The organism is Wolbachia endosymbiont (group B) of Apotomis betuletana (genome assembly GCF_947250475.1).
Lineage (GTDB): Bacteria > Pseudomonadota > Alphaproteobacteria > Rickettsiales > Anaplasmataceae > Wolbachia.
Genome location: NZ_OX366320.1, coordinates 828,263 through 846,766, shown reverse-complemented (window position 1 = coordinate 846,766; position 18,504 = coordinate 828,263). Strand labels below are relative to the sequence as shown.

General features: G+C 34.7%; 15 protein-coding genes, 1 tRNA gene, 2 rRNA genes and 1 pseudogene. 15 read left to right on the top strand and 4 right to left on the bottom strand.

Annotated elements, in window-relative coordinates; translation table 11 throughout:
- Positions 1-40: 40 nt before the first annotated feature.
- Positions 41-1,762: a hypothetical protein gene (locus OOK82_RS03840; protein WP_264375932.1), complete on the bottom strand. Its 1,722-nt coding sequence runs from the start codon at positions 1,760-1,762 to the stop codon at positions 41-43.
- A gap of 681 nt (positions 1,763-2,443) precedes the next feature.
- On the opposite strand from OOK82_RS03840, the gene pheS reads away from it, so the two are divergent.
- The 13 genes and pseudogenes from pheS (at position 2,444) to ruvC (ending at position 11,690) form a co-directional block, all read left to right on the top strand.
- A complete protein-coding gene (pheS, locus tag OOK82_RS03835; protein ID WP_264686674.1) occupies positions 2,444-3,487 on the top strand; it encodes a phenylalanine--tRNA ligase subunit alpha in 1,044 nt (347 codons plus the stop codon).
- Entirely contained in the window at positions 3,488-4,723 is a 1,236-nt protein-coding gene (locus tag OOK82_RS03830; RefSeq protein ID WP_064085986.1) for an NTP transferase domain-containing protein, read from the top strand. It abuts the gene before it with no gap.
- A gap of 78 nt (positions 4,724-4,801) precedes the next feature.
- Positions 4,802-5,362: a P44/Msp2 family outer membrane protein gene (locus tag OOK82_RS03825; RefSeq protein WP_264377670.1), complete on the top strand. Its 561-nt coding sequence runs from the start codon at positions 4,802-4,804 to the stop codon at positions 5,360-5,362.
- Between the two features lie 235 nt (positions 5,363-5,597).
- Complete coding sequence (locus OOK82_RS03820) at positions 5,598-6,068, top strand: P44/Msp2 family outer membrane protein (RefSeq protein WP_007302508.1); 471 nt, start codon at positions 5,598-5,600, stop codon at positions 6,066-6,068.
- Positions 6,069-6,302: 234 nt separating this feature from the next.
- Positions 6,303-6,766: pseudogene (locus OOK82_RS03815) on the top strand (outer membrane beta-barrel protein).
- A gap of 218 nt (positions 6,767-6,984) precedes the next feature.
- Positions 6,985-7,287, top strand: a complete 303-nt coding sequence (gene rplU, locus OOK82_RS03810) for a 50S ribosomal protein L21 (RefSeq protein WP_264686671.1) — start codon at positions 6,985-6,987, stop codon at positions 7,285-7,287.
- A gap of 10 nt (positions 7,288-7,297) precedes the next feature.
- Positions 7,298-7,567: a 50S ribosomal protein L27 gene (rpmA, locus tag OOK82_RS03805; protein ID WP_006012184.1), complete on the top strand. Its 270-nt coding sequence runs from the start codon at positions 7,298-7,300 to the stop codon at positions 7,565-7,567.
- Positions 7,568-7,575: 8 nt separating this feature from the next.
- A tRNA-Ile gene (locus tag OOK82_RS03800) sits at positions 7,576-7,652 on the top strand.
- A 39-nt stretch (positions 7,653-7,691) separates the two neighbouring features.
- Positions 7,692-8,858: a methionine adenosyltransferase gene (metK, locus tag OOK82_RS03795; protein WP_264704467.1), complete on the top strand. Its 1,167-nt coding sequence runs from the start codon at positions 7,692-7,694 to the stop codon at positions 8,856-8,858.
- Positions 8,859-8,967: 109 nt separating this feature from the next.
- Positions 8,968-9,633: a TenA family protein gene (locus OOK82_RS03790; RefSeq protein WP_264686669.1), complete on the top strand. Its 666-nt coding sequence runs from the start codon at positions 8,968-8,970 to the stop codon at positions 9,631-9,633.
- 39 nt (positions 9,634-9,672) lie between these two features.
- Positions 9,673-10,332 carry a TenA family protein gene (locus tag OOK82_RS03785; protein ID WP_264374610.1) on the top strand — a complete coding sequence of 220 codons (660 nt, stop codon included), beginning with the start codon at positions 9,673-9,675 and terminating at the stop codon, positions 10,330-10,332.
- A gap of 47 nt (positions 10,333-10,379) precedes the next feature.
- On the top strand, positions 10,380-11,207 hold the full coding sequence (locus OOK82_RS03780; protein WP_264682306.1) for a cytochrome c oxidase subunit 3: 828 nt from the start codon (positions 10,380-10,382) through the stop codon (positions 11,205-11,207).
- Positions 11,208-11,690 carry a crossover junction endodeoxyribonuclease RuvC gene (gene ruvC / locus OOK82_RS03775; protein WP_264686668.1) on the top strand — a complete coding sequence of 161 codons (483 nt, stop codon included), beginning with the start codon at positions 11,208-11,210 and terminating at the stop codon, positions 11,688-11,690.
- A gap of 29 nt (positions 11,691-11,719) precedes the next feature.
- Here the strand turns inward: ruvC and ruvX are convergent, their stop codons facing one another.
- From ruvX to OOK82_RS03760, 3 genes are read right to left on the bottom strand one after another with little or no spacing between them, the layout of a single operon-like run.
- Positions 11,720-12,187, bottom strand: a complete 468-nt coding sequence (gene ruvX / locus OOK82_RS03770) for a Holliday junction resolvase RuvX (RefSeq protein ID WP_264686667.1) — start codon at positions 12,185-12,187, stop codon at positions 11,720-11,722.
- 57 nt (positions 12,188-12,244) lie between these two features.
- Entirely contained in the window at positions 12,245-14,029 is a 1,785-nt protein-coding gene (locus OOK82_RS03765; protein WP_264686666.1) for a ribonucleoside-diphosphate reductase subunit alpha, read from the bottom strand.
- A 48-nt stretch (positions 14,030-14,077) separates the two neighbouring features.
- Positions 14,078-15,148, bottom strand: a complete 1,071-nt coding sequence (locus tag OOK82_RS03760) for a class I SAM-dependent DNA methyltransferase (protein WP_264375925.1) — start codon at positions 15,146-15,148, stop codon at positions 14,078-14,080.
- A 331-nt stretch (positions 15,149-15,479) separates the two neighbouring features.
- On the opposite strand from OOK82_RS03760, the gene OOK82_RS03755 reads away from it, so the two are divergent.
- Both OOK82_RS03755 and rrf read left to right on the top strand, forming a co-directional pair.
- Positions 15,480-18,244: ribosomal RNA gene (locus OOK82_RS03755) — 23S ribosomal RNA — on the top strand.
- Positions 18,245-18,311: 67 nt separating this feature from the next.
- Positions 18,312-18,418 (top strand): 5S ribosomal RNA (rrf, locus tag OOK82_RS03750).
- Positions 18,419-18,504 lie beyond the last annotated feature (86 nt).

Here is an 18,504-nt window from a genome sequence, read left to right as displayed (position 1 = left end):
GCAATAAAATAAATAATTATATCACAAAAGATCTTATTTGTTAGGTGCGCAAAGGAAGATCTTTTTTACTTATCTGCTCAATAGATTCTACAGAATATTCAGAATATAGAAAGTAAGCCAGGTTCAAAACGCACAGTGTAATTAATATTGGTAACCCTATGTTTAATGTTAGACCGATACTTTCCCTTTTTTCTGTTAGCACCAATTCCTTTAAAATTGACACTTTTCCCAGCGGCAAGTGCCATAGGCAGAGTGCTGATATAGAAGCTGCTACTAAAAATAGACAAAAATAAGTCTCTTTCGAAGAAAACATAGCTTTTAATGGTGATTTGAGCCTAATATTAGTAGGCAATCGAGTTTTAGCTTCATTTGTTTTTGGTAAATGGTCTACAGCTTTGCTTGGTAAAATTTCATGAGAAACATTTTTAGGCTGTGGAGAAGGTTGGCCTGAAACTAATTTAATCAACTGCTCTTTTTTTCTATATACTTGCTTGTGTAAATACTCTTTTGGAAAAGAAGATTTGCCGGCTGTTTGTGGTATCTTCAGCATTTCTAATGCTTCTGATATCTCATCTGGTTCTAATACTTCATGTAGTTGTTTATCTTGGAAATAAATAATATTAAACATTGAGTTGAAAATATTGTGAAATATTTCTGGATCTTGATTTTTATATTCACTTACTACTTCTACGAATATTTCATCGAGTTTTTTTCCCTTGTGCTTAGCTACATTATCTATCATAGCTACTCTAGCATCAATTTGAGCTTGTTTTATGATTGATTGTTTTTCTTCTTGCAATAATTCTTTAGCCTGCTTTTTTGACTTCTTTTTTCTATTAGCCTTAAAATAATCTGTGTGTGACCTAATTTGACCTATATCCCGCTCTGTTTCTTGAGGGACTAAATTTCCTATACTACCCTCTGTTATCCGAGTGTCTAACACTGGTTCTTTTTCTTTTTGGTCAAGTGCTGGAATAACACCAGGTGGCATATTGTTACTCTGTATAGAAAATTTGGGCAGTTGTGGGAAAAAGAATTGTGCCGTATTAAAAAAATTGAATGGCTGAAAAAGAGACCTAAGCCAGGAAATATTTTCATGCATTGCAGCAACAATTACTGGTGCGCGTGTAATTTGCTTTCTGTTACTTACTATATTGTAGCCAAACGAACCTTGCACAATTTGTTTATCTTGCTTGTTCCTTTTTTCAACCACATTTTCGTTTTTATTTTCAGTTTCTTCTACTTGTGATATATCTTGACTTTGCTCCTCATTTTTGGCTTTTTCTACATGTTTTAGCTTCTCATTTAAGAGTGCCTCGATTTGTTGCAAGCTATCTAGATTGATGTTTTTGTCTGTTTTTAGCGTTATCGTTATGCCCTGCAGAAGGATTTGAATTGAAGCATTACTTATGAATTCTTCTACAGTTTTATTCGCTTTATGGTGGTTGTTGTATAGTTCTTCACTTTCTTTTGGTACTTTTATATTGGCTGTGAAGTTTTTCTCCTGAGAAAGGCAGATTTTAAAAAAGTCAATTAAATGTTTTATTTGAGCTAATATTGTATTAGGGTTTACCTCTGTTAGCAGTTTGAGCTTAAATGAAAACTCTTGTGTATCACTTACAACACTTCTTGAGCGAATGGTGCTAATCTCCAGTACTTCATTAGAAAATGCCTTACTTATTTTTTTAGATCTATCCTTAAAAAACTTAGGTAAACCCTCAATTTCGTATTTTTTCTTAGTTTCTATGTTACTACTATGCATGAGTAAATTTTTTAATGTAGAGTGAAATAAAAAACATAATTAGTCAATAAATTAATAATTATAGCACCCTTGCATAACAGCGGCGCGTTGGATTCAATAAGAGCAGAAGAAGTTACTTTACAAACCTCATCAGTTTCCTTATCATGACAATAAGAGTATTTATCCTTGTTTTTGATCTGCGCAGATTCAATGACAAAATTCAGTAAAAAAACTCAGATATTTATTGGCAAATTACATAAAATTATAGCGGCTGCATGTCTTTTTTATTTTTTCTACATTCAGCCAAAATCCGCTTAAAATAAGCGTTAGAACATTATTACAATGCCAATTTACATTATAAAACTCACTACTGGGAGATTCTTTTGCCTTTTTTTTGCTTGGTGAATTTCTTAATATTTTGGATTGGTTAGGAGTCCTATAGAGATGTCATTCCAGCACTTGATGCTGGAATTCAGGAATTTTTTGAGCACGAAAGTTATGCTAAGTTTTTATTGTTAAGTAAAGGCTGGATTCCAGTGTCGTAGCACTGGAATGACAGAAGAAGGAAACACTCGGATAGGGGCAATTTTAATGATACCATCATAGAGATCAGCTACTCTGATGACAACTTTTTATGCGAATAGTTTTATTGATGATATTAAAGACTTCACTATAATGAAAGTTTAAGCTAGCGTTTTTAAGGTGAATAAAGAGCTAATAAGTGAAATACCTTTACTTGAAGATAAGGCAGTTTCTGAGATTGAAAATGCTGCTTCTTTGCAAGATTTAGAAAAAGTTAGGTTGTCATACTTGGGGAGAAAGGGTCTAATAAAGGCTTATTTCGATGACTTAAAGAATATAGATGATGCAGGAGAAAAACGCGACCTAGGTGCAGTGATTAATGTTTTACGCAATAAGATAGACCAGCTTATAACAAGCAAAGAAAATGAACTAAAAGATAAAGAAGTTAAGTTAAAACTGCAAAATGAAGCAGTTGATATCACACTGCCTGTCAGACCAGAAAGAATTGGCAAGATTCATCCACTGAGCAAAGTTATAAGTGAAGTAAAGCTCATTTTTGCACATATGGGCTTCAAAGCAGTTGATGGTCCTGATATTGAAGATGAATTTCACGTGTTTGATGCGCTAAATACTCCAAGTCATCATCCTGCGCGAGAGGAGCAAGATACCTTCTACTTAAAGAATAAAATAAACGATAAAAGAATGGTGCTGCGCACTCATACCTCATCTGTGCAGATTAGAACTATGGAAAAGATAAAAGCTTTTCCAATTAAAATAGTTGCTGCAGGCAGGGTATACAGAAATGACTTTGATGCAACTCACACTCCTATGTTTCATCAGATAGAAGGGCTTTATGTTAATGAAAATGTCAATATGGGCCAATTAAAATTTACTATTCATCGCTTCCTTAGTAAATTTTTCGGAGATAAAGGTCTAAAAATACGCTTTCGTAATAGTTTTTTTCCTTTTACTGAGCCTTCTGCAGAAGTGGACATAAGTTATAAAGGTAGTAAATGGATTGAAGTACTTGGATGTGGTATGGTGCATCCAAATGTCTTTAAAAATGTTGGAATAGACCATACTAAATACAGTGGCTTTGCATTTGGGATTGGTATAGAAAGGCTAGCAATGCTGAAATATCAAATTAGTGATCTAAGGAGCTTTTACGACAATAGAGTTAGTTGGCTCAACCATTATGGGTTTCATTTTTCGTCTTTAAGATAAGTGACAAATAAATCTTATACATTTGTTGTACTTGCTGCTGGGCATGGTAAACGAATGAATTCAAGCTTGCCTAAGGTTCTGCACAAAATAGGTAATTTCTCCATGCTTGAGCATGTCATTTACAATGCAAAGCAGCTGAATCCTGAAAAAATAGTTATTGTAGTCGATTTGCCTTTAACTCAAAGGCTGAAATGCTTTGAGGGTATAAAACTAATTACACAAGAGTCAACGCTCGGTACAGGGGATGCAGTCAAAATTGCAATGAGAAACCTGAAAGAATTGTCAGATATAGTTGTTGTGCAGTATGGGGATACTCCACTAATAAAAAGCAGCACAATAACTAAAATGATAAGCTGCTTAGGAGAGAGCAATGCTTTAGTTTGTCTTGGGTTTAAAACTAATAATAAAGGATACGGTAGACTAATTATTGAGAACGGTTCCCTAAGAGAAATCGTAGAAGCACAAAATGGTAGAAATAATGATGAGGAATTTCTTGCTAATGCCGGAATAATGGTTGCACGTGAAAAGAATCTACGTGAATTGGTGGAGAAAATAGAGTGTAATAACCAAGCTCATGAATATTACTTGACCGATATCGTTGCCATTGCAGTAAAGAGTAATTTAAATGTCGGCTATGTTATTGCTGATGAGGAGGAGGCAACTGGCATAAATAATAGGAATGACCTTGCAACGGCCGAGTTTTACTTTCAAGAAGAAAAAAGAAAGTTTTTCACTAACTCTGGAGTAACGCTTGTTGCTCCAGAAACTGTTTTCTTCTCTCTTGATACGCAAATTGGTATGGATTCGATTGTTTACCCATACGTTTTTTTTGGTCCTGGAGTAAAAATAGGATCTGGTGTTAGGGTTGGTCCATTTGCCAAATGTGAAAATACAACAATAGGTGATGGTGCAATCATAGGTAATTTTGTTGAAACAAAAGCAAGTGATATAGGTATAAATACTAAGATAAAGCATTTAAGTTATATAGGAAATACTCAGGTAGGGCAGGGGAGTAACATAGGTGCAGGTACCGTTATTTGTAATTATGATGGAAAAAAAAAACATAAAACAAATATTGGAAGCAATTGTTTTATTGGTGCCAATAGTTCATTAATTGCACCGCTTAATGTTCATGATGACTCTCTAGTTGCAGCAGGTAGCGTTATAGTAGAGGATGTGCCAGAGAAAAGTCTTGCAATTGCAAGAGAAAGGCAAATAACTAAGAAAATAAAATAACTCTAATTTTTATTACACGAATTATGTTATTTTTAACATATATATTAGTATACATGTATATCAATATACATGTTAAAAATGAAAAAGTTGCTTATTTTGGTGGTCTGTTGTTTCCTGTCAGTACCGTCTTTTGGAGTTGATTGGATTAAAGATAGAATTTATACTTCTTTGTCATATAGCCGACTTGGTGTTAATTATGACGTTGGTTTTCACTATACAGATAGCGTTAAAATTTCAGTTGGCTATGTAATCAAACCTATTATTAATTCTCTAATCAAACCTACTCTTGATGAAGAATTTGGAGCAGTGGTGGGGCTTATGGCAAAGCTTCATTATCATCATAAATTTGAAAATACGGGTATTACTCCTTATATTACTGCTGGTGTTGGTGCTGTTATAGTGCGTACAATGAAGGCTAAACCTAATGTAGGTAGAGCTGATAGTATAGGTGAAAACATAAGTGCTCTACTTGGAGAGGCTTTCAAAGCTGTAGTCAATGATGAATTTTTTTCTTATCAAATAGGTTCTGGTATTAATCTTCCACTTTCTGAAAGAACAAGTGTTTTTGCTGGCTACAAATTGCAAAGGTTTCATAAAATTTTCCATGGAATTGAGCTAGGAGTGAGTTTTAATTTATAAACTCTGATTGAATATTTTTAGTAAAGGCTAGTGGGAAATTATATTGAAGTGAAAGTAAGTGATGTAGACTCAAATGATGATTGCAGCAGATAGTGAAAGATATGCCAATTTGCAATTGCAAGAGAAAGACAAATAACAAAAAAAATAAAATAATTCCAATTTTTTACTTGCAATTTATACTATTTTTAATATTTATATGCTTGTATGTGCATATATTAATCTTTGGAGGATAAAAATGAAAAAGTTACTTACTTTCTTGGCTTGCTGTTCTTTGTCAGCACCGTCTTTTGGAGTTGATTGGGTTAAAGATAGAACCTACACCTCTTCGTCGTATGGTATGCTTGGTATTAATTATGATCTTGGCTATCATTGTACAGATAGCATTAAAATTTCATTTGGTCCTGCAGTTAAACTTGTTATGAGTGAAGGGATTTTAGACGCGGGACTTATGACAAAGCTTCATTATCATTATAAATTTGAAAATACAGATATTACTCCTTATGTTACTTTTGGTGTAGGAGGAGTTGCTAAAATTCCTCTTTCAGAAAATCAAGGGCCAGACGTAGAAGAATTTTTTTCTTATCAAATAGGTTCTGGTATTAATCTTCCACTTTCTGAGAGAACAAGTGTTTTTGCTGGCTACAAGCTGCAGAAGTTTCATGAACTTTCGCATGGGGTTGAATTTGGAATGAGTTTTAATTTGTAAGCTCCGATTGAATGTTTTTAGTGAAGTCTGGTTTGAATTTTTGTTGAAAAAAAGCAAGTGATATAGGCTAAAATGATGATTGCGGTAGGTAACAAAATGTGACAAAGAGAAGTTTGGCAATTGCAAGAGAAAGGCAAGTAGCTAAGAAAGTGATTCCGATTTTATTATGTAAGTTATGTAATTTTTAACTTTTCTGTGAGTATATATGCGTATATTCATGGTTAGAGGGTAAAAATGAAAAAATTACTTACTTTAGTAGTCTGCTGTTCTCTGTCAGCACCGTCTTTTGGAGTTGATTGGATTAGAGATAGAATCTATACTTCGTCGTCATATGGCAATCTTGGTGTTAATTATGATCTTGGTTATCACTATACAGATAGTGTTAAATTTCGGTTGGTTCTGTAGTTAAACCTACTCTCAATAGTCAGTATAACCTTGCTGGACTAGAGTTGGGACTTATGGCAAAGCTTCATTATCATCATCAATTTGAAAGTACGGATATTACTCCTTATATTACTTTTGGCACAGGAGGCATTATTGCAATGTCTCAAAAACAAGAAGGATTTTTTTCCTACCAGATAGGTGCTGGTATTAATCTTCCACTTTCTGAGAGAACGAATGTTTTCGCTGGCTATAAACTTCACAAGTTCAGTGATTTTTCTCATGGGTTTGAACTTGGAATGAGTTTTAATTTATAAGCTCCGATTGAATGTTTTTAGTGAAAGCTTGAGTTTTTATTAACGTCGTAAAGTTTTCATGAGACTAAGAGAATTTGAGAGTAGTCAAGTTTTAAAACTTGACTACTCTCCACGAGGAAAAGCAGATAAAGGTAGAAGTATTTCATGTTTTTATTTATATTGACAGTATGTGTAACATCATTTACGATTAGTGTTAATAACAATAATTGATATTTGTCATGTTTGCAGTAATCGAAACTGGTGGAAAGCAGTATTTAGTAAAAAAAGGCAGCATAATTAAAGTAGAAAGATTACAAGCTGAAGAAAAAGAGGAAGTGGAAATCAATAAAGTGATTTGTGTTTCAAACAATGGCTTATCTTGTTCATCCAATGCTGTTATTAAAGCTGAAGTACTGGAGCAGTGTAGAGATAAGAAAATTATAATCTTTAAGAAAAAGAGAAGAAAAAATTACCGTAGGAAAAATGGTCATAGGCAGTATATTACTGTTCTTCGTATCAATGAAATTAGTCTTCAAAAGTAAGAGGTAAGATATGGCAACTAAAAAATCAGGTGGTAGTTCCTGTAATGGTAGAGATTCGGCAGGGCGTCGACTCGGGATAAAGAAGAATGGTGAGGTTATTCCAGGTAACATAATTGTACGTCAAAGAGGTACAAAATTTCATCCTGGAAAGAATGTTGGTATGGGTAAAGATCATACGATTTTTGCTAAAACGAAAGGCTGGGTGAGTTTTAGAAAATCAGCAAATAAAAAGACGTTTATTGATGTTGTGCCTACAGATGATATGCAAGCCTTGGCTTGAATAGATACGGGTCTGTAGCTCAGGTGGTTAGAGCGCACGCCTGATAAGCGTGAGGTCGGAGGTTCAACTCTTCCCAGACCCACCATTTAAATTTGCAATAGTTTTGATATCGTGTAACTAAGCGATGGTTTTACATAAGAATTCAGTAACCAGTGAATCAGTAGCAGCCGGTCATCCAGACAAAGTAGCAGACCAGATTTCAGATGCAATACTTGACGAATACCTTTTTAATGACTCTTCCTCTCGTACTGCAATAGAGACTTTAGTTACTAAAGATAATGTTATTATAGCTGGGGAAGTATTTGGGCCGAACATTGAAAATAGCAAGATTGAAAGTATTGTACGGAATACAATAAAAGATATTGGTTATGAGCATGATGGTTTCCACTGGGAAACAGTGAAAGTAAATATATTGCTACATGAACAATCAAATGACATTGCAATAGGTGTGGATCAAGGTGCTGGGGATCAGGGCATAATGTATGGCTATGCAACAATAGAGACAGAAAGCCTCATGCCAGCACCCATTTTTTATGCACACTCGATTCTGAGAAATATCATGAGTATGGTCAAAGAGGTAAAGCTTGGTCCGGATGCAAAATCGCAAATCACTTTGGCGTATGAGAATAACCTTCCAGTGCGTGCTGAAAGTATTGTTGTTTCAATACAGCATCTTGAGGATCTGAGTCAATCGAAAGTGAAGGAAATAATTTATCCTTACATAGCTTCATCTTTACCTGAAGGGTGGATGTGCCCTAAAGAAAATCTCTTAGTCAATCCAACAGGTAGATTTGTTATTGGCGGACCAGTTGGTGATTGTGGATTAACCGGACGAAAAGTTATGGTTGATACTTATGGAGGCTATATTCCACACGGTGGAGGAGCGTTTTCTGGAAAAGATGCAACAAAAGTTGATAGATCCGCAGCTTATATGGCGAGATACCTTGCTAAAAATATTGTCTTTGCAGGTTTAGCTGAACGTTGTCTTGTGCAGCTTTCTTATGCAATTGGTGTCTCAAAACCTACTTCATTTTACATTGATACATTTGGCACGAATACAATAGATGAAGAGAGGATTAAAGGGTTTATTGAAGGTAACATAGATTTATCAACTAAAGGCATAATAAGACATTTATCACTTAACCATCCTATATATAAACGTACAGCCTGCTATGGGCATTTTGGTAAAGAATCGGAAAGTGATGGTGGATTTTCTTGGGAAGGTGTGGACTTATCTACTGATTTTTGTAAAGAATTTAATATAGAAGAAGAAAAGAGAGAATTTCTTTAAACTATTAAACTCTTTTATTTCTAGCTTGATACTTATATAATAACTTATTATAAATTGTAAGTAACTCTTTAGTAACTATACTAGTTTTAATATTTATGAGGCTTGCAAGATGTCCGACAAACCAAAAGAAGAATTTTATGATATTGCTATAAAAGAATCATCTGGTCTTATTGAAAAAATAAAAGGACATCCTTTCAATGTTGAGTTGATGAATAATACGCTAGATTATGAAAAGTTCAAATTTTATCTTCAGCAGGATTTTTTATATTTAGTGGACTGTACTCGTGCTTTATTGATTATTGCAGCTAAAGTTCATGATATTGAAATAATGAGCAGCTTAATAAATGTGGCAAGAGGAATATTTGATGTTCGGAGGCAATATAAAGAACATTTTGGAGATTGTGATTTATCTGATAATCACAAAAAATCAAGATCCTGTTCTGCCTTTACTGACTTTTTCATGCGCGCTGCATATCACAGTTCTGTTGCTGAAGCTTTATCAGCATCTTACCCTTGCTTTAACATATACCAAATCATTCTACATAATATGATGAGTGAGGTAACACCTGATGAGGTTAAAAATAGCAAGTACGAAGGATGGATCAATATTTACAATAGCAAAGCAATGAATGCTGCAATTGATGAGTTTACTAATGTTACGAATAAATTTTATAAGAAAGCTGGCGATTGTGAAAAAAGAAGGATGCATGAGTTTTTTAAGAGAGGTCTAGAGCTAGAAATAATGTTTTGGGATGAGATGTATTCTCTAGCATAGTCTGTAGTATTAACACTAAATTATGTTATAATTTATGTGATGTTCAGTGGTATAATTAAGAGCTATTATGGGTCAAATCTTTTAAAGGATATTATTGAGCATCCTTTCAATGTTGAATTAGCAAATAATACTTTAAACATAGAAAACTTCAAATTTTATATACAACAAGATGCATTCTTTTTAGCTGATTATGTTCGTACTGTTTTAATGATTGCATCAAAAATGGAGAGTTGTAACAACATTGTTCCATTTATTGAGGTGGCTAAAGGGGTAGTAGAGATTATGAAAGTGTTATACAACCACTACTTTGCTGTGTATTCCATAAATCGTGGAGAAAAGTCGCTTGAGTGTTTCAATTTTACTAACTTTCTTTTGTCTACTTCATATAGTAACGTTTATGAAGCTGTAACAGTTCTCTACTCTTGCCATTTTATATATAAAGTTGTTGTTAATAGTATGAGAAATAAAATTAAAAAAAATAATAGGTATAAGGATTGGCTTGATTTTTTTGGCAGTAGCTTGATGGAATCTGGATGTGTTGCTTTGGAAGGTATTGTTGACGAGTATTGTAACAAAGTAAGGGAAAGTGAAAGGACCAGAATGCTTGAATTATTTAAAATAACTGCACAATTTGAGTTAGACTTTTGGAACAGCGCATATAATTTTTCAAGATTTAATCAATTTCCTAAGAAATATTGACAATTTTAAGCTAATTTGTATGCTTAATACGTATTTTTGAAGATGATATGAAAAGTAAAGAACATGATTTTCATTTAGTGGACCCAAGTCCCTGGCCAATTGCTATATCAGCAGCAATTTTTGTTCTTGCACTTGGGTTAGTTGGTGTATTTCATAAACAAACTTCTGGAATATTTGGTTTAGTTTTAGGAATCTCTGCAGTATCAGGTGTACTGTTTTATTGGTGGAGAGATGTAATAAGAGAAGCAATTTATGATAAATGCCATACTGCCATTGTAAAACATGGACTCAAGCTTGCAATGTACTTATTTATCCTCTCGGAAGTTGTGTTTTTTATAGCGTTCTTTTGTTCATTCTTTAAAGCCTGGCTTGATCCGGTTTTTTTATTTGAAGCGTTTTCTCCTACAAAAAAAGTTGAATGGCCCCCTGAAGGGATTTTACCACCGGATCCGTGGTCTTTACCATTTATGAATACACTAATATTATTGCTTTCTGGTACAACAATTACTTCAGCACATCATTTTTTACTTGAAAATGATAAAAAAAGCATGATTAAAATGCTGTCTATAACTATATTGCTTGGGATGTTCTTTATAATAGTGCAAGCAATCGAATATCATGAAGCAAGTTTTTCTTTGCGAGAAACAGGAGAAAAACTTATTTATACATCTAACTTTTACATGATTACTGGTTTTCATTGTGTGCATGTTATAATAGGTATAATATTTTTGTCAGTATGTTTATTTAGAGCTCGAAAAGATCAATTTACACCTCAAGATCACTTATGCTTTGAGTTTGCTTCTTGGTATTGGCACTTTGTCGATCTAGTCTGGATATTTTTATTTCTGTTTATTTATTGGTTAAGCCTTTATTAAGTGATTAAAATAATAGGCCTAGATCCAGGGATGAGTAAGACTGGTTGGGCCATTATTAGACTGGAAGAAAAGAATAATATTAAATTTTTGGGTGGCGGTACCATATCAACTGATGGTAAATTGGGTGTAGGTGAACGTCTACATATAATTTTTGAACAATTAAAGAAAGTAATTTTCCTATACTCTCCAAATGAAGCTGCTGTGGAAAAAATTTTTATTAATAAGAATCCAAAATCTTCGCTAACTTTAGGATATGCAAGAGCAATTGCAATTTTAATATTACGAATGACGGATTTACCCATGAATGAATATGATGCAAACTATATAAAAAAGAGCATTACTGGAAATGGTCATGCTGATAAGGGTCAGATTATATTTATGGTAAAGCAAATAGTTAAAAGCTCAAATATAAAATGTCACCATACTGCTGATGCTCTTGCTACAGCAATTTGTCATGCTTATACGAAAAATTTTTGTTATTGAGTAGTTTTACATGAATTCAGTTTAAAAAACTATTTGATGGCGTTTATCTTATCTAATGTTTGTTGTAGAATAATACATGCAGCAATTTTATCATCTATTTTTTTTGATTTTGTGATTGATATTCCAGTAATTTTTAGTGCGTGAGTTGCAAGAGATGTTGATAGACTTTCGTCTTGTAGGTATATGTGTACTTTGCATTTTTTTATTATTTTATTTGCAAACTGGATTATTACTTTGCACCATTCGGTCTCTTGTTCATCTATTGTGAATGGTAGTCCTATTACCATTGATCCAGCTTCATTTTCTTTAAGCACTCTATTTAGATAACCTAAATCTTTGCTCATATTTCTTCTATAATATATACTATGAGGTGTAGCTATAAGCTGTGTTTTATCACTAAATGCTATGCCTATTTGTTTTTCTCCCATATCAAGGCACATTATACGTTTATCTCTTGGAATAGACTTTAGAAATTCATCTGGATTTCTATGTAGCATCTATGAAAACATAACTTTTGTACAATTGTATTTTTGTGACAGTAAGTTATGTACAGTCTACTGGCATGATAGACATTCATCATAATTAATATCTGTTTTTTGTTGCAATATTTCACTTTTTTTGAATATGTCATGTGAGACCTTGTCAGCTCTCTGCATTGATTGTGATCTGCAATAATACAAGCTTTTTAATCCTTTTTTCCAAGCAAGCATATGTATTTTGTGTAAGTAACGTTTATGCACATTGGCAGGTAAGAACAGATTTACTGATTGAGATTGACAAATATAAGGAGTTCTATCACTTGCATGTTCTATGATCCATTGTTGATCAAGTTCGTATGCTGTTTTAAATGTCAGTTTTTCATGCTTGCTAAGAAAATCTAAATGCTGAACAGAACCCTCATTTGTTGAAATTGAGGACCATGTTTCATCATTGTCTTGATTTTTTTCTGCTAGTAGTTTTTGCAAGAATTTATTTCGTACTACAAATGAACCTGTAAGTGTCTTCTGTATAAATACGTTTGCTGCATACGGCTCTATTCCAGGAGAAGTGTTGCCTGCGATAATCGAAATTGAGGCAGTTGGAGCAATAGCGAGCTTATGTGTAAACCTTTCCATTAGATCGATTTCTTTAGCGTCAAGACATGGCCCTTTTTCTTCTGCTAATTTTTTAGAAACTACATCCGCTTGCTCGCGCAAATGCTTAAATACTTTTTTATTCCATTGTTGGGCTGTTACTGATTCAAAAGGAACCATTTTACTTTGTAAAAATGAATGAAAGCCCATCACACCAAGACCGATACTACGCTCTCTTATTGCGGAATATTTTGCTCGCTGTATTTCATTTGGTGCGTGGTTTATGAAATCCTCTAATACATTATCAAGAAAACGCATTATATCTTCTATGAAAAGCTCATTATCTTTCCATTCTTCGTAGTATTCAAGATTTACGGATGATAAACAACATACAGCAGTGCGTGACTTTTTCAGGTGATCGTAACCTGTAGTTAAAGTTATTTCACTGCATAGGTTTGACATTTTGATATCTAAATTGAGCTTTTTGTAAGGTTCTGGTTTATTGTTATTTGTTGCATTAAGAAAGATAATATAAGGTTCTCCAGTTTCAATTCTTGCTGTTAATATTTTAATCCATATATCCCGTGCTTTTACTGTTGAAATAACTTTATTGTTATGAGGGCTTATTAAATCCCATTCTTGATCATCTTCAACAGCTTGCATAAACTTATCTGTTACTATTACAGCATGATGTATATTTAATGCTTTGCGATTTGGGTCACCACCAGTTGGCTTACGTAAGTCTAGAAACTCTTCTATTTCTGGATGCCATACAGGAAGATAAACTGCTGAGCTTCCTCTTCTTAAGGATCCTTGGCTGATTGCAAGCGTCAGAGCGTTTTGTACTACGATAAATGGCACAATTCCTGATGTTTTACCGCTACCTTTGACACTTTCACCAATTGAACGTAAATTTCCCCAATAACTACCTATTCCACCACCACGTGCAGCGAGCCAAACATTTTCATTCCATAGATCAACTATTCCCTTCAAGCTATCTTCAGTTTCATTAAGAAAGCAGGAAATAGGCAATCCTCTTTTGGTACCGCCGTTACTAAGTATTGGTGTTGAAGGCATGAACCACAAGTTGCTCATGTAATCATAAAGACGTTGTGCATGTTTTCTATCATCAGAATAGTAATTAGCAATACGTATAAAGAGATCTTGATAACTTTCATTTTCTATTAAATACCTATCCAATAGAACTGCTTTTCCAAAATCGGTTAATTTACTATCTTTTGCGTAATTAATAGTAATGTAATTCATAAGGCTCCTTTTATGATAATATAGAAATTTATTTGAGCGATTTCTCGATTAAGTTGTTGAATTTGTTTGTGGATGTTGTAATGCAAATAAGATACCATCAACCTGACTGCCATATATTTTACAGTAACTCATTTGACTTATTTGCATATTTGTTTCTTTTGCAACATGCTGAATATAATCTTCTGAATGACGAAAATAATCTCCTTTGTTTACAAAGTCAATACCTTTACCTTCCTTTCTTCTTACTAAACATACAATAACCCCTTTTTTGTTTGTCAATCCTTTTGCTAGTTCCAATTCTGCTAGAAAATCATGTAGATAGTGTAGCACTTCAGCAAAGATAATTACATCATACTGCTGGTTCTTCTCTTGTTTAAGAAATTCTTTCATTTCTGTATGTATTAACTCATCGTAAACAGGTTTACCTTTTATAAGGCATCCTCTTGCAATATTGAGCATTCTATTTGAGATGTCAACTCCTGTTATGCGACTTCTAATATTACTTATTTTTAGGAAGTGACCACATATTCCAGTACCGCAACCAAGGTCGAGTATATTCAGTTTAGAAGTGGAGTTGTTAAAGACTTTTGTAATTATCATGTGTACTAGTTCATGCCCTCTGTATTGTTTGGCAATTAGCCAATGCTCAACAAAATATTCACCTGTGTAATCAAAATATTGTTTTATGAGATTTTCAGGCAATTCTACGATATCTGATGTGTTTGTTATTTTTTTTAAGTAGTAAGAAGCTTCTTTGTGACTACTATCTAATTTTAGTGTCTTTGTTAAATAATTATAAGCTTTATTAGTATTTCCTACTGCAAAATGACATCTTCCAATATTATAACAGACTAGAGGTAAATTGGGGTAGAATATGCTAATTAACCAAAATCTTAACTTTGCATCTGATATATTACCTTTATAGAAGTGATATAACCCGATTTCAATGTTGGTATTTAACAGGTTTTTAGATTTTTCAAGAAACACTACAATTTCTTTATGGAGAGTATTGTATTTATCCATAATGAAATTTTTTACTTTTTTAATATTTAATAAGCCAGTGAGCTTAGATATACAATTTAAAGCAAAGTTTTTTATAAAAGATAGATTACTTTTCATACATTAGAAATACTCCAAATGTTCATTTTCATTTTTAGGTAACTAATTTTAACACATTTTATCTTACAAAATATCTTTTTCATTAATTTTTCTGTACATATCAATTTGTCGAATATTTCTCAGATTGTACTGTTTAAGATTGCTGGTATATTGTTGTTGATAATAATAGGTAAATGTTTTGTGTAAAAAGGCGTTGACATATGATTTATCAGATTGTAACATATAAAAGATTAGTTTTTAGATGTTTGAAAAGTTTTATGGTAGAGATTATTTAATCTCAATTCAATTATAAGTTAATATTTAACTCTGCATATTCTACATATAGTCAGATAAATAAATTATTAAGAGCACTTGATGGATGCCTTGGCGTTAAGAGGCGATGAAGGACGTGGCAGGCTGCGATAAGCTGTGGGAAATTGTCAACAAATTTTGATCCGCAGATTTCCGAATGGGGAAACCCAACTAGCTTAGCTAGTTATTATATACTAAGTATATAAAGCAAACTTGGTGAACTGAAATATCTAAGTAGCCAAAGGAAAAGAAATCAACCGAGATTCTGTTAGTAGTGACGAGCGAAAGCGGAAAAGGCTAGTGATTTAAAAATAAGAATTAGAATACTCTGGAAATGGTAACCATAGAAGGTGATAGTCCTGTATAAATAGAAAGTTTTTAAATCCTTGAGTAGAGCGGGGCACGTGAAATCCTGTTTGAATATGGGGGGACCATCCTCCAAGCCTAAATACTCCTTAACGACCGATAGTGAACAAGTACCGTGAGGGAAAGGTGAAAAGAACCCCGGGAGGGGAGTGAAATAGAATCTGAAATCAAGTGCTTACAAACAGTTGGAGCTCTATATCAATTTATTGATATTTAGAGTGACAGCGTACCTTTTGCATAATGGGTCAGCGAGTTAATCTATGAAGCAAGCTTAAGCCGGTAGGTGTAGGCGTAGCGAAAGCAAGTCTGAATAGGGCGTTTAGTTTTATGGATTAGACCCGAAACCAAGTGATCTAGTCATGACCAGATTGAAGGTATGGTAAAACATACTGAAGGATCGAACCAGTTAATGTTGCAACATTATTGGATGAGTTGTGATTAGGGGTGAAAGGCCAATCAAACTTGGAAATAGCTGGTTCTCCGCGAAATCTATTTAGGTAGAGCGTTGTATGTATGTTGTTGGGGGTAGAGCACTGGATAGACTAGGGGGATTCATCATCTTACCAAATCTAACCAAACTCCGAATACCAACAATTAATTATACAGCAGACACACTAAGGGTGCTAAGTCCGTGGTGGAAAGGGAAACAGCCCAGATCACTATCTAAGGTCCCAAAATTACAGCTAAGTGGGGAAGGAAGTGGAAAAACCATTACAGCTAGGAGGTTGGCTTGGAAGCAGCCATCCTTTAAAGAAAGCGTAACAGCTCACTTGTCTAAATAAGTTTTTCTGCACCGAAAATGTACCGGGGCTAAAGCTGTATACCGAAGATGTGGGTGCTTATTAATTTCGATTAATAGGCGCGGTAGCGGAGCGTTCCGTAAGTCTGTGAAGGCGGTTTGTGAAAACTGCTGGAGATATCGGAAGTGAGAATGCTGACATAAGTAGCGTAAAAGAGTGTGAAAAACACTCTCACCAAAAATCTAAGGGTTCCTACGTTAAGTTAATCTGCGTAGGGTTAGTCGGTTCCTAAGGCGAGTCCGTAAAGGAGTAGTCGATGGCAATTAGGTTAATATTCCTAAACCTCTTAAGTGTGACGGGTTTTGTATTTGTATAGGTCTTATTGGATTGATCTATGCTTAAAAGAAGCTCCAGGAAATAGCACTTATATTTATGAGGCCGTACCGTAAACCGACACTGGTGGATGAGTAGAGTATACTAAGGTGTTGAAAGAATGATGTTGAAGGAACTCGGCAAATTATACCTGTAACTTCGGAAGAAGGGTAACCTGCTTTTAGGCAACTATGAGTAGGTGGCACAAAATAGGGAGTAGCGACTGTTTACTAAAAACACAGGACTCTGCAAACACGTAAGTGGAAGTATAGGGTCTGACGCCTGCCCGGTGCTGGAAGGTTAATAGGAGGGGTGCAAGCTCTGAATTGAAGCCCCAGTAAACGGCGGCCGTAACACTGACGGTCCTAAGGTAGCGAAATTCCTTGTCGGGTAAGTTCCGACCCGCACGAATGGCGTAACGATTTCTCCACTGTCTCCAACATCACTTCAGCGAAATTGAATTCCCCGTGCAGATGCGGGGTACCCGCGGTTAGACGAAGAGACCCCGTGCACCTTTACTATAGCTTTACATTGCTATTAAAAGTGTGATGTGCAGGATAGGTGGGAGACTTTGAAGTTATGGCGCTAGCTATAATGGAGTCAACCTTGAGATACCACCCTTTACACTTTTGATATCTAACTACGTTTCATTATCTGGAACTAGGACATTGTATGGTGGGTAGTTTGACTGGGGCGGTCGCCTCCTAAAAAGTAACGGAGGCGTGCGAAGGTAAGCTAGAGCTGGTCGGAAATCAGCTTGATAGTACAATGGCATAAGCTTGCCTGACTGCGAGGCTGACAAGCCAAGCAGAGACGAAAGTCGGTCATAGTGATCCGGTGATTCTGTATGGAAGGGTCATCGCTCAACGGATAAAAGGTACGCCGGGGATAACAGGCTGATGGTGTTCGAGAGTTCATATCGACGACACCGTTTGGCACCTCGATGTCGACTCATCACATCCTGGGGCTGGAGAAGGTCCCAAGGGTTCGGCTGTTCGCCGATTAAAGTGTTACGTGAGTTGGGTTTAGAACGTCGTGAGACAGTTCGGTTTCTATCTGCCGTGGGTGAAGGAAATTTGAGAAGATCTGACTCTAGTACGAGAGGACCGAGATGGATATACCTCTGGTGTACCAGCTGTTATGCCAATAGCATCGCTGGGTAGCTATGTATAGATGGGATAATTGCTGAAAGCATATAAGCAAGAAACCCTCTTCAAAAAGATTTCCCAATTAAGGCCGTGGAAGACTACCACGTTGATAGGCTAGGTGTGGAAGCATGGTAACATGTGAAGCTAACTAGTACTAATAGCCTGATTGATTTATTTCCTTTCTATATGTGCATATGCAGTGTTAAATATTAAATTGAAATTTGTTAAGTCAGAAATTTTTATTGACTTGGTGACTATAGCAAAAATGAACCACCCGATCTCATTTCGAACTCGGAAGTGAAACTTTTTAGCGCCGATGATACTTAAAAAGGGAAAGTAGGTCGTTGCCAAGTTTATAAAAATTTCTTTTTATTTATATCTGTTCAGTAGAGCGATGAAACAAGGTAAACATAGAGTAGCTGTGAGGTAATATAACTGA

What these genes read in the sequence shown, in the direction of transcription:
- OOK82_RS03840 (WP_264375932.1), bottom strand. Translation starts at nt 1,762, where the DNA reads ATGCATAGTAGTAACATAGAAACTAAGAAAAAATACGAAATTGAGGGT.
- OOK82_RS03825 (WP_264377670.1), top strand. Translation starts at nt 4,802, where the DNA reads ATGAAAAAGTTGCTTATTTTGGTGGTCTGTTGTTTCCTGTCAGTACCG.
- OOK82_RS03820 (WP_007302508.1), top strand. Translation starts at nt 5,598, where the DNA reads ATGAAAAAGTTACTTACTTTCTTGGCTTGCTGTTCTTTGTCAGCACCG.
- rplU (WP_264686671.1), top strand. Translation starts at nt 6,985, where the DNA reads ATGTTTGCAGTAATCGAAACTGGTGGAAAGCAGTATTTAGTAAAAAAA.
- rpmA (WP_006012184.1), top strand. Translation starts at nt 7,298, where the DNA reads ATGGCAACTAAAAAATCAGGTGGTAGTTCCTGTAATGGTAGAGATTCG.
- metK (WP_264704467.1), top strand. Translation starts at nt 7,692, where the DNA reads ATGGTTTTACATAAGAATTCAGTAACCAGTGAATCAGTAGCAGCCGGT.
- OOK82_RS03790 (WP_264686669.1), top strand. Translation starts at nt 8,968, where the DNA reads ATGTCCGACAAACCAAAAGAAGAATTTTATGATATTGCTATAAAAGAA.
- OOK82_RS03785 (WP_264374610.1), top strand. Translation starts at nt 9,673, where the DNA reads ATGTTCAGTGGTATAATTAAGAGCTATTATGGGTCAAATCTTTTAAAG.
- OOK82_RS03780 (WP_264682306.1), top strand. Translation starts at nt 10,380, where the DNA reads ATGAAAAGTAAAGAACATGATTTTCATTTAGTGGACCCAAGTCCCTGG.
- ruvX (WP_264686667.1), bottom strand. Translation starts at nt 12,187, where the DNA reads ATGCTACATAGAAATCCAGATGAATTTCTAAAGTCTATTCCAAGAGAT.
- OOK82_RS03765 (WP_264686666.1), bottom strand. Translation starts at nt 14,029, where the DNA reads ATGAATTACATTACTATTAATTACGCAAAAGATAGTAAATTAACCGAT.
- OOK82_RS03760 (WP_264375925.1), bottom strand. Translation starts at nt 15,148, where the DNA reads ATGAAAAGTAATCTATCTTTTATAAAAAACTTTGCTTTAAATTGTATA.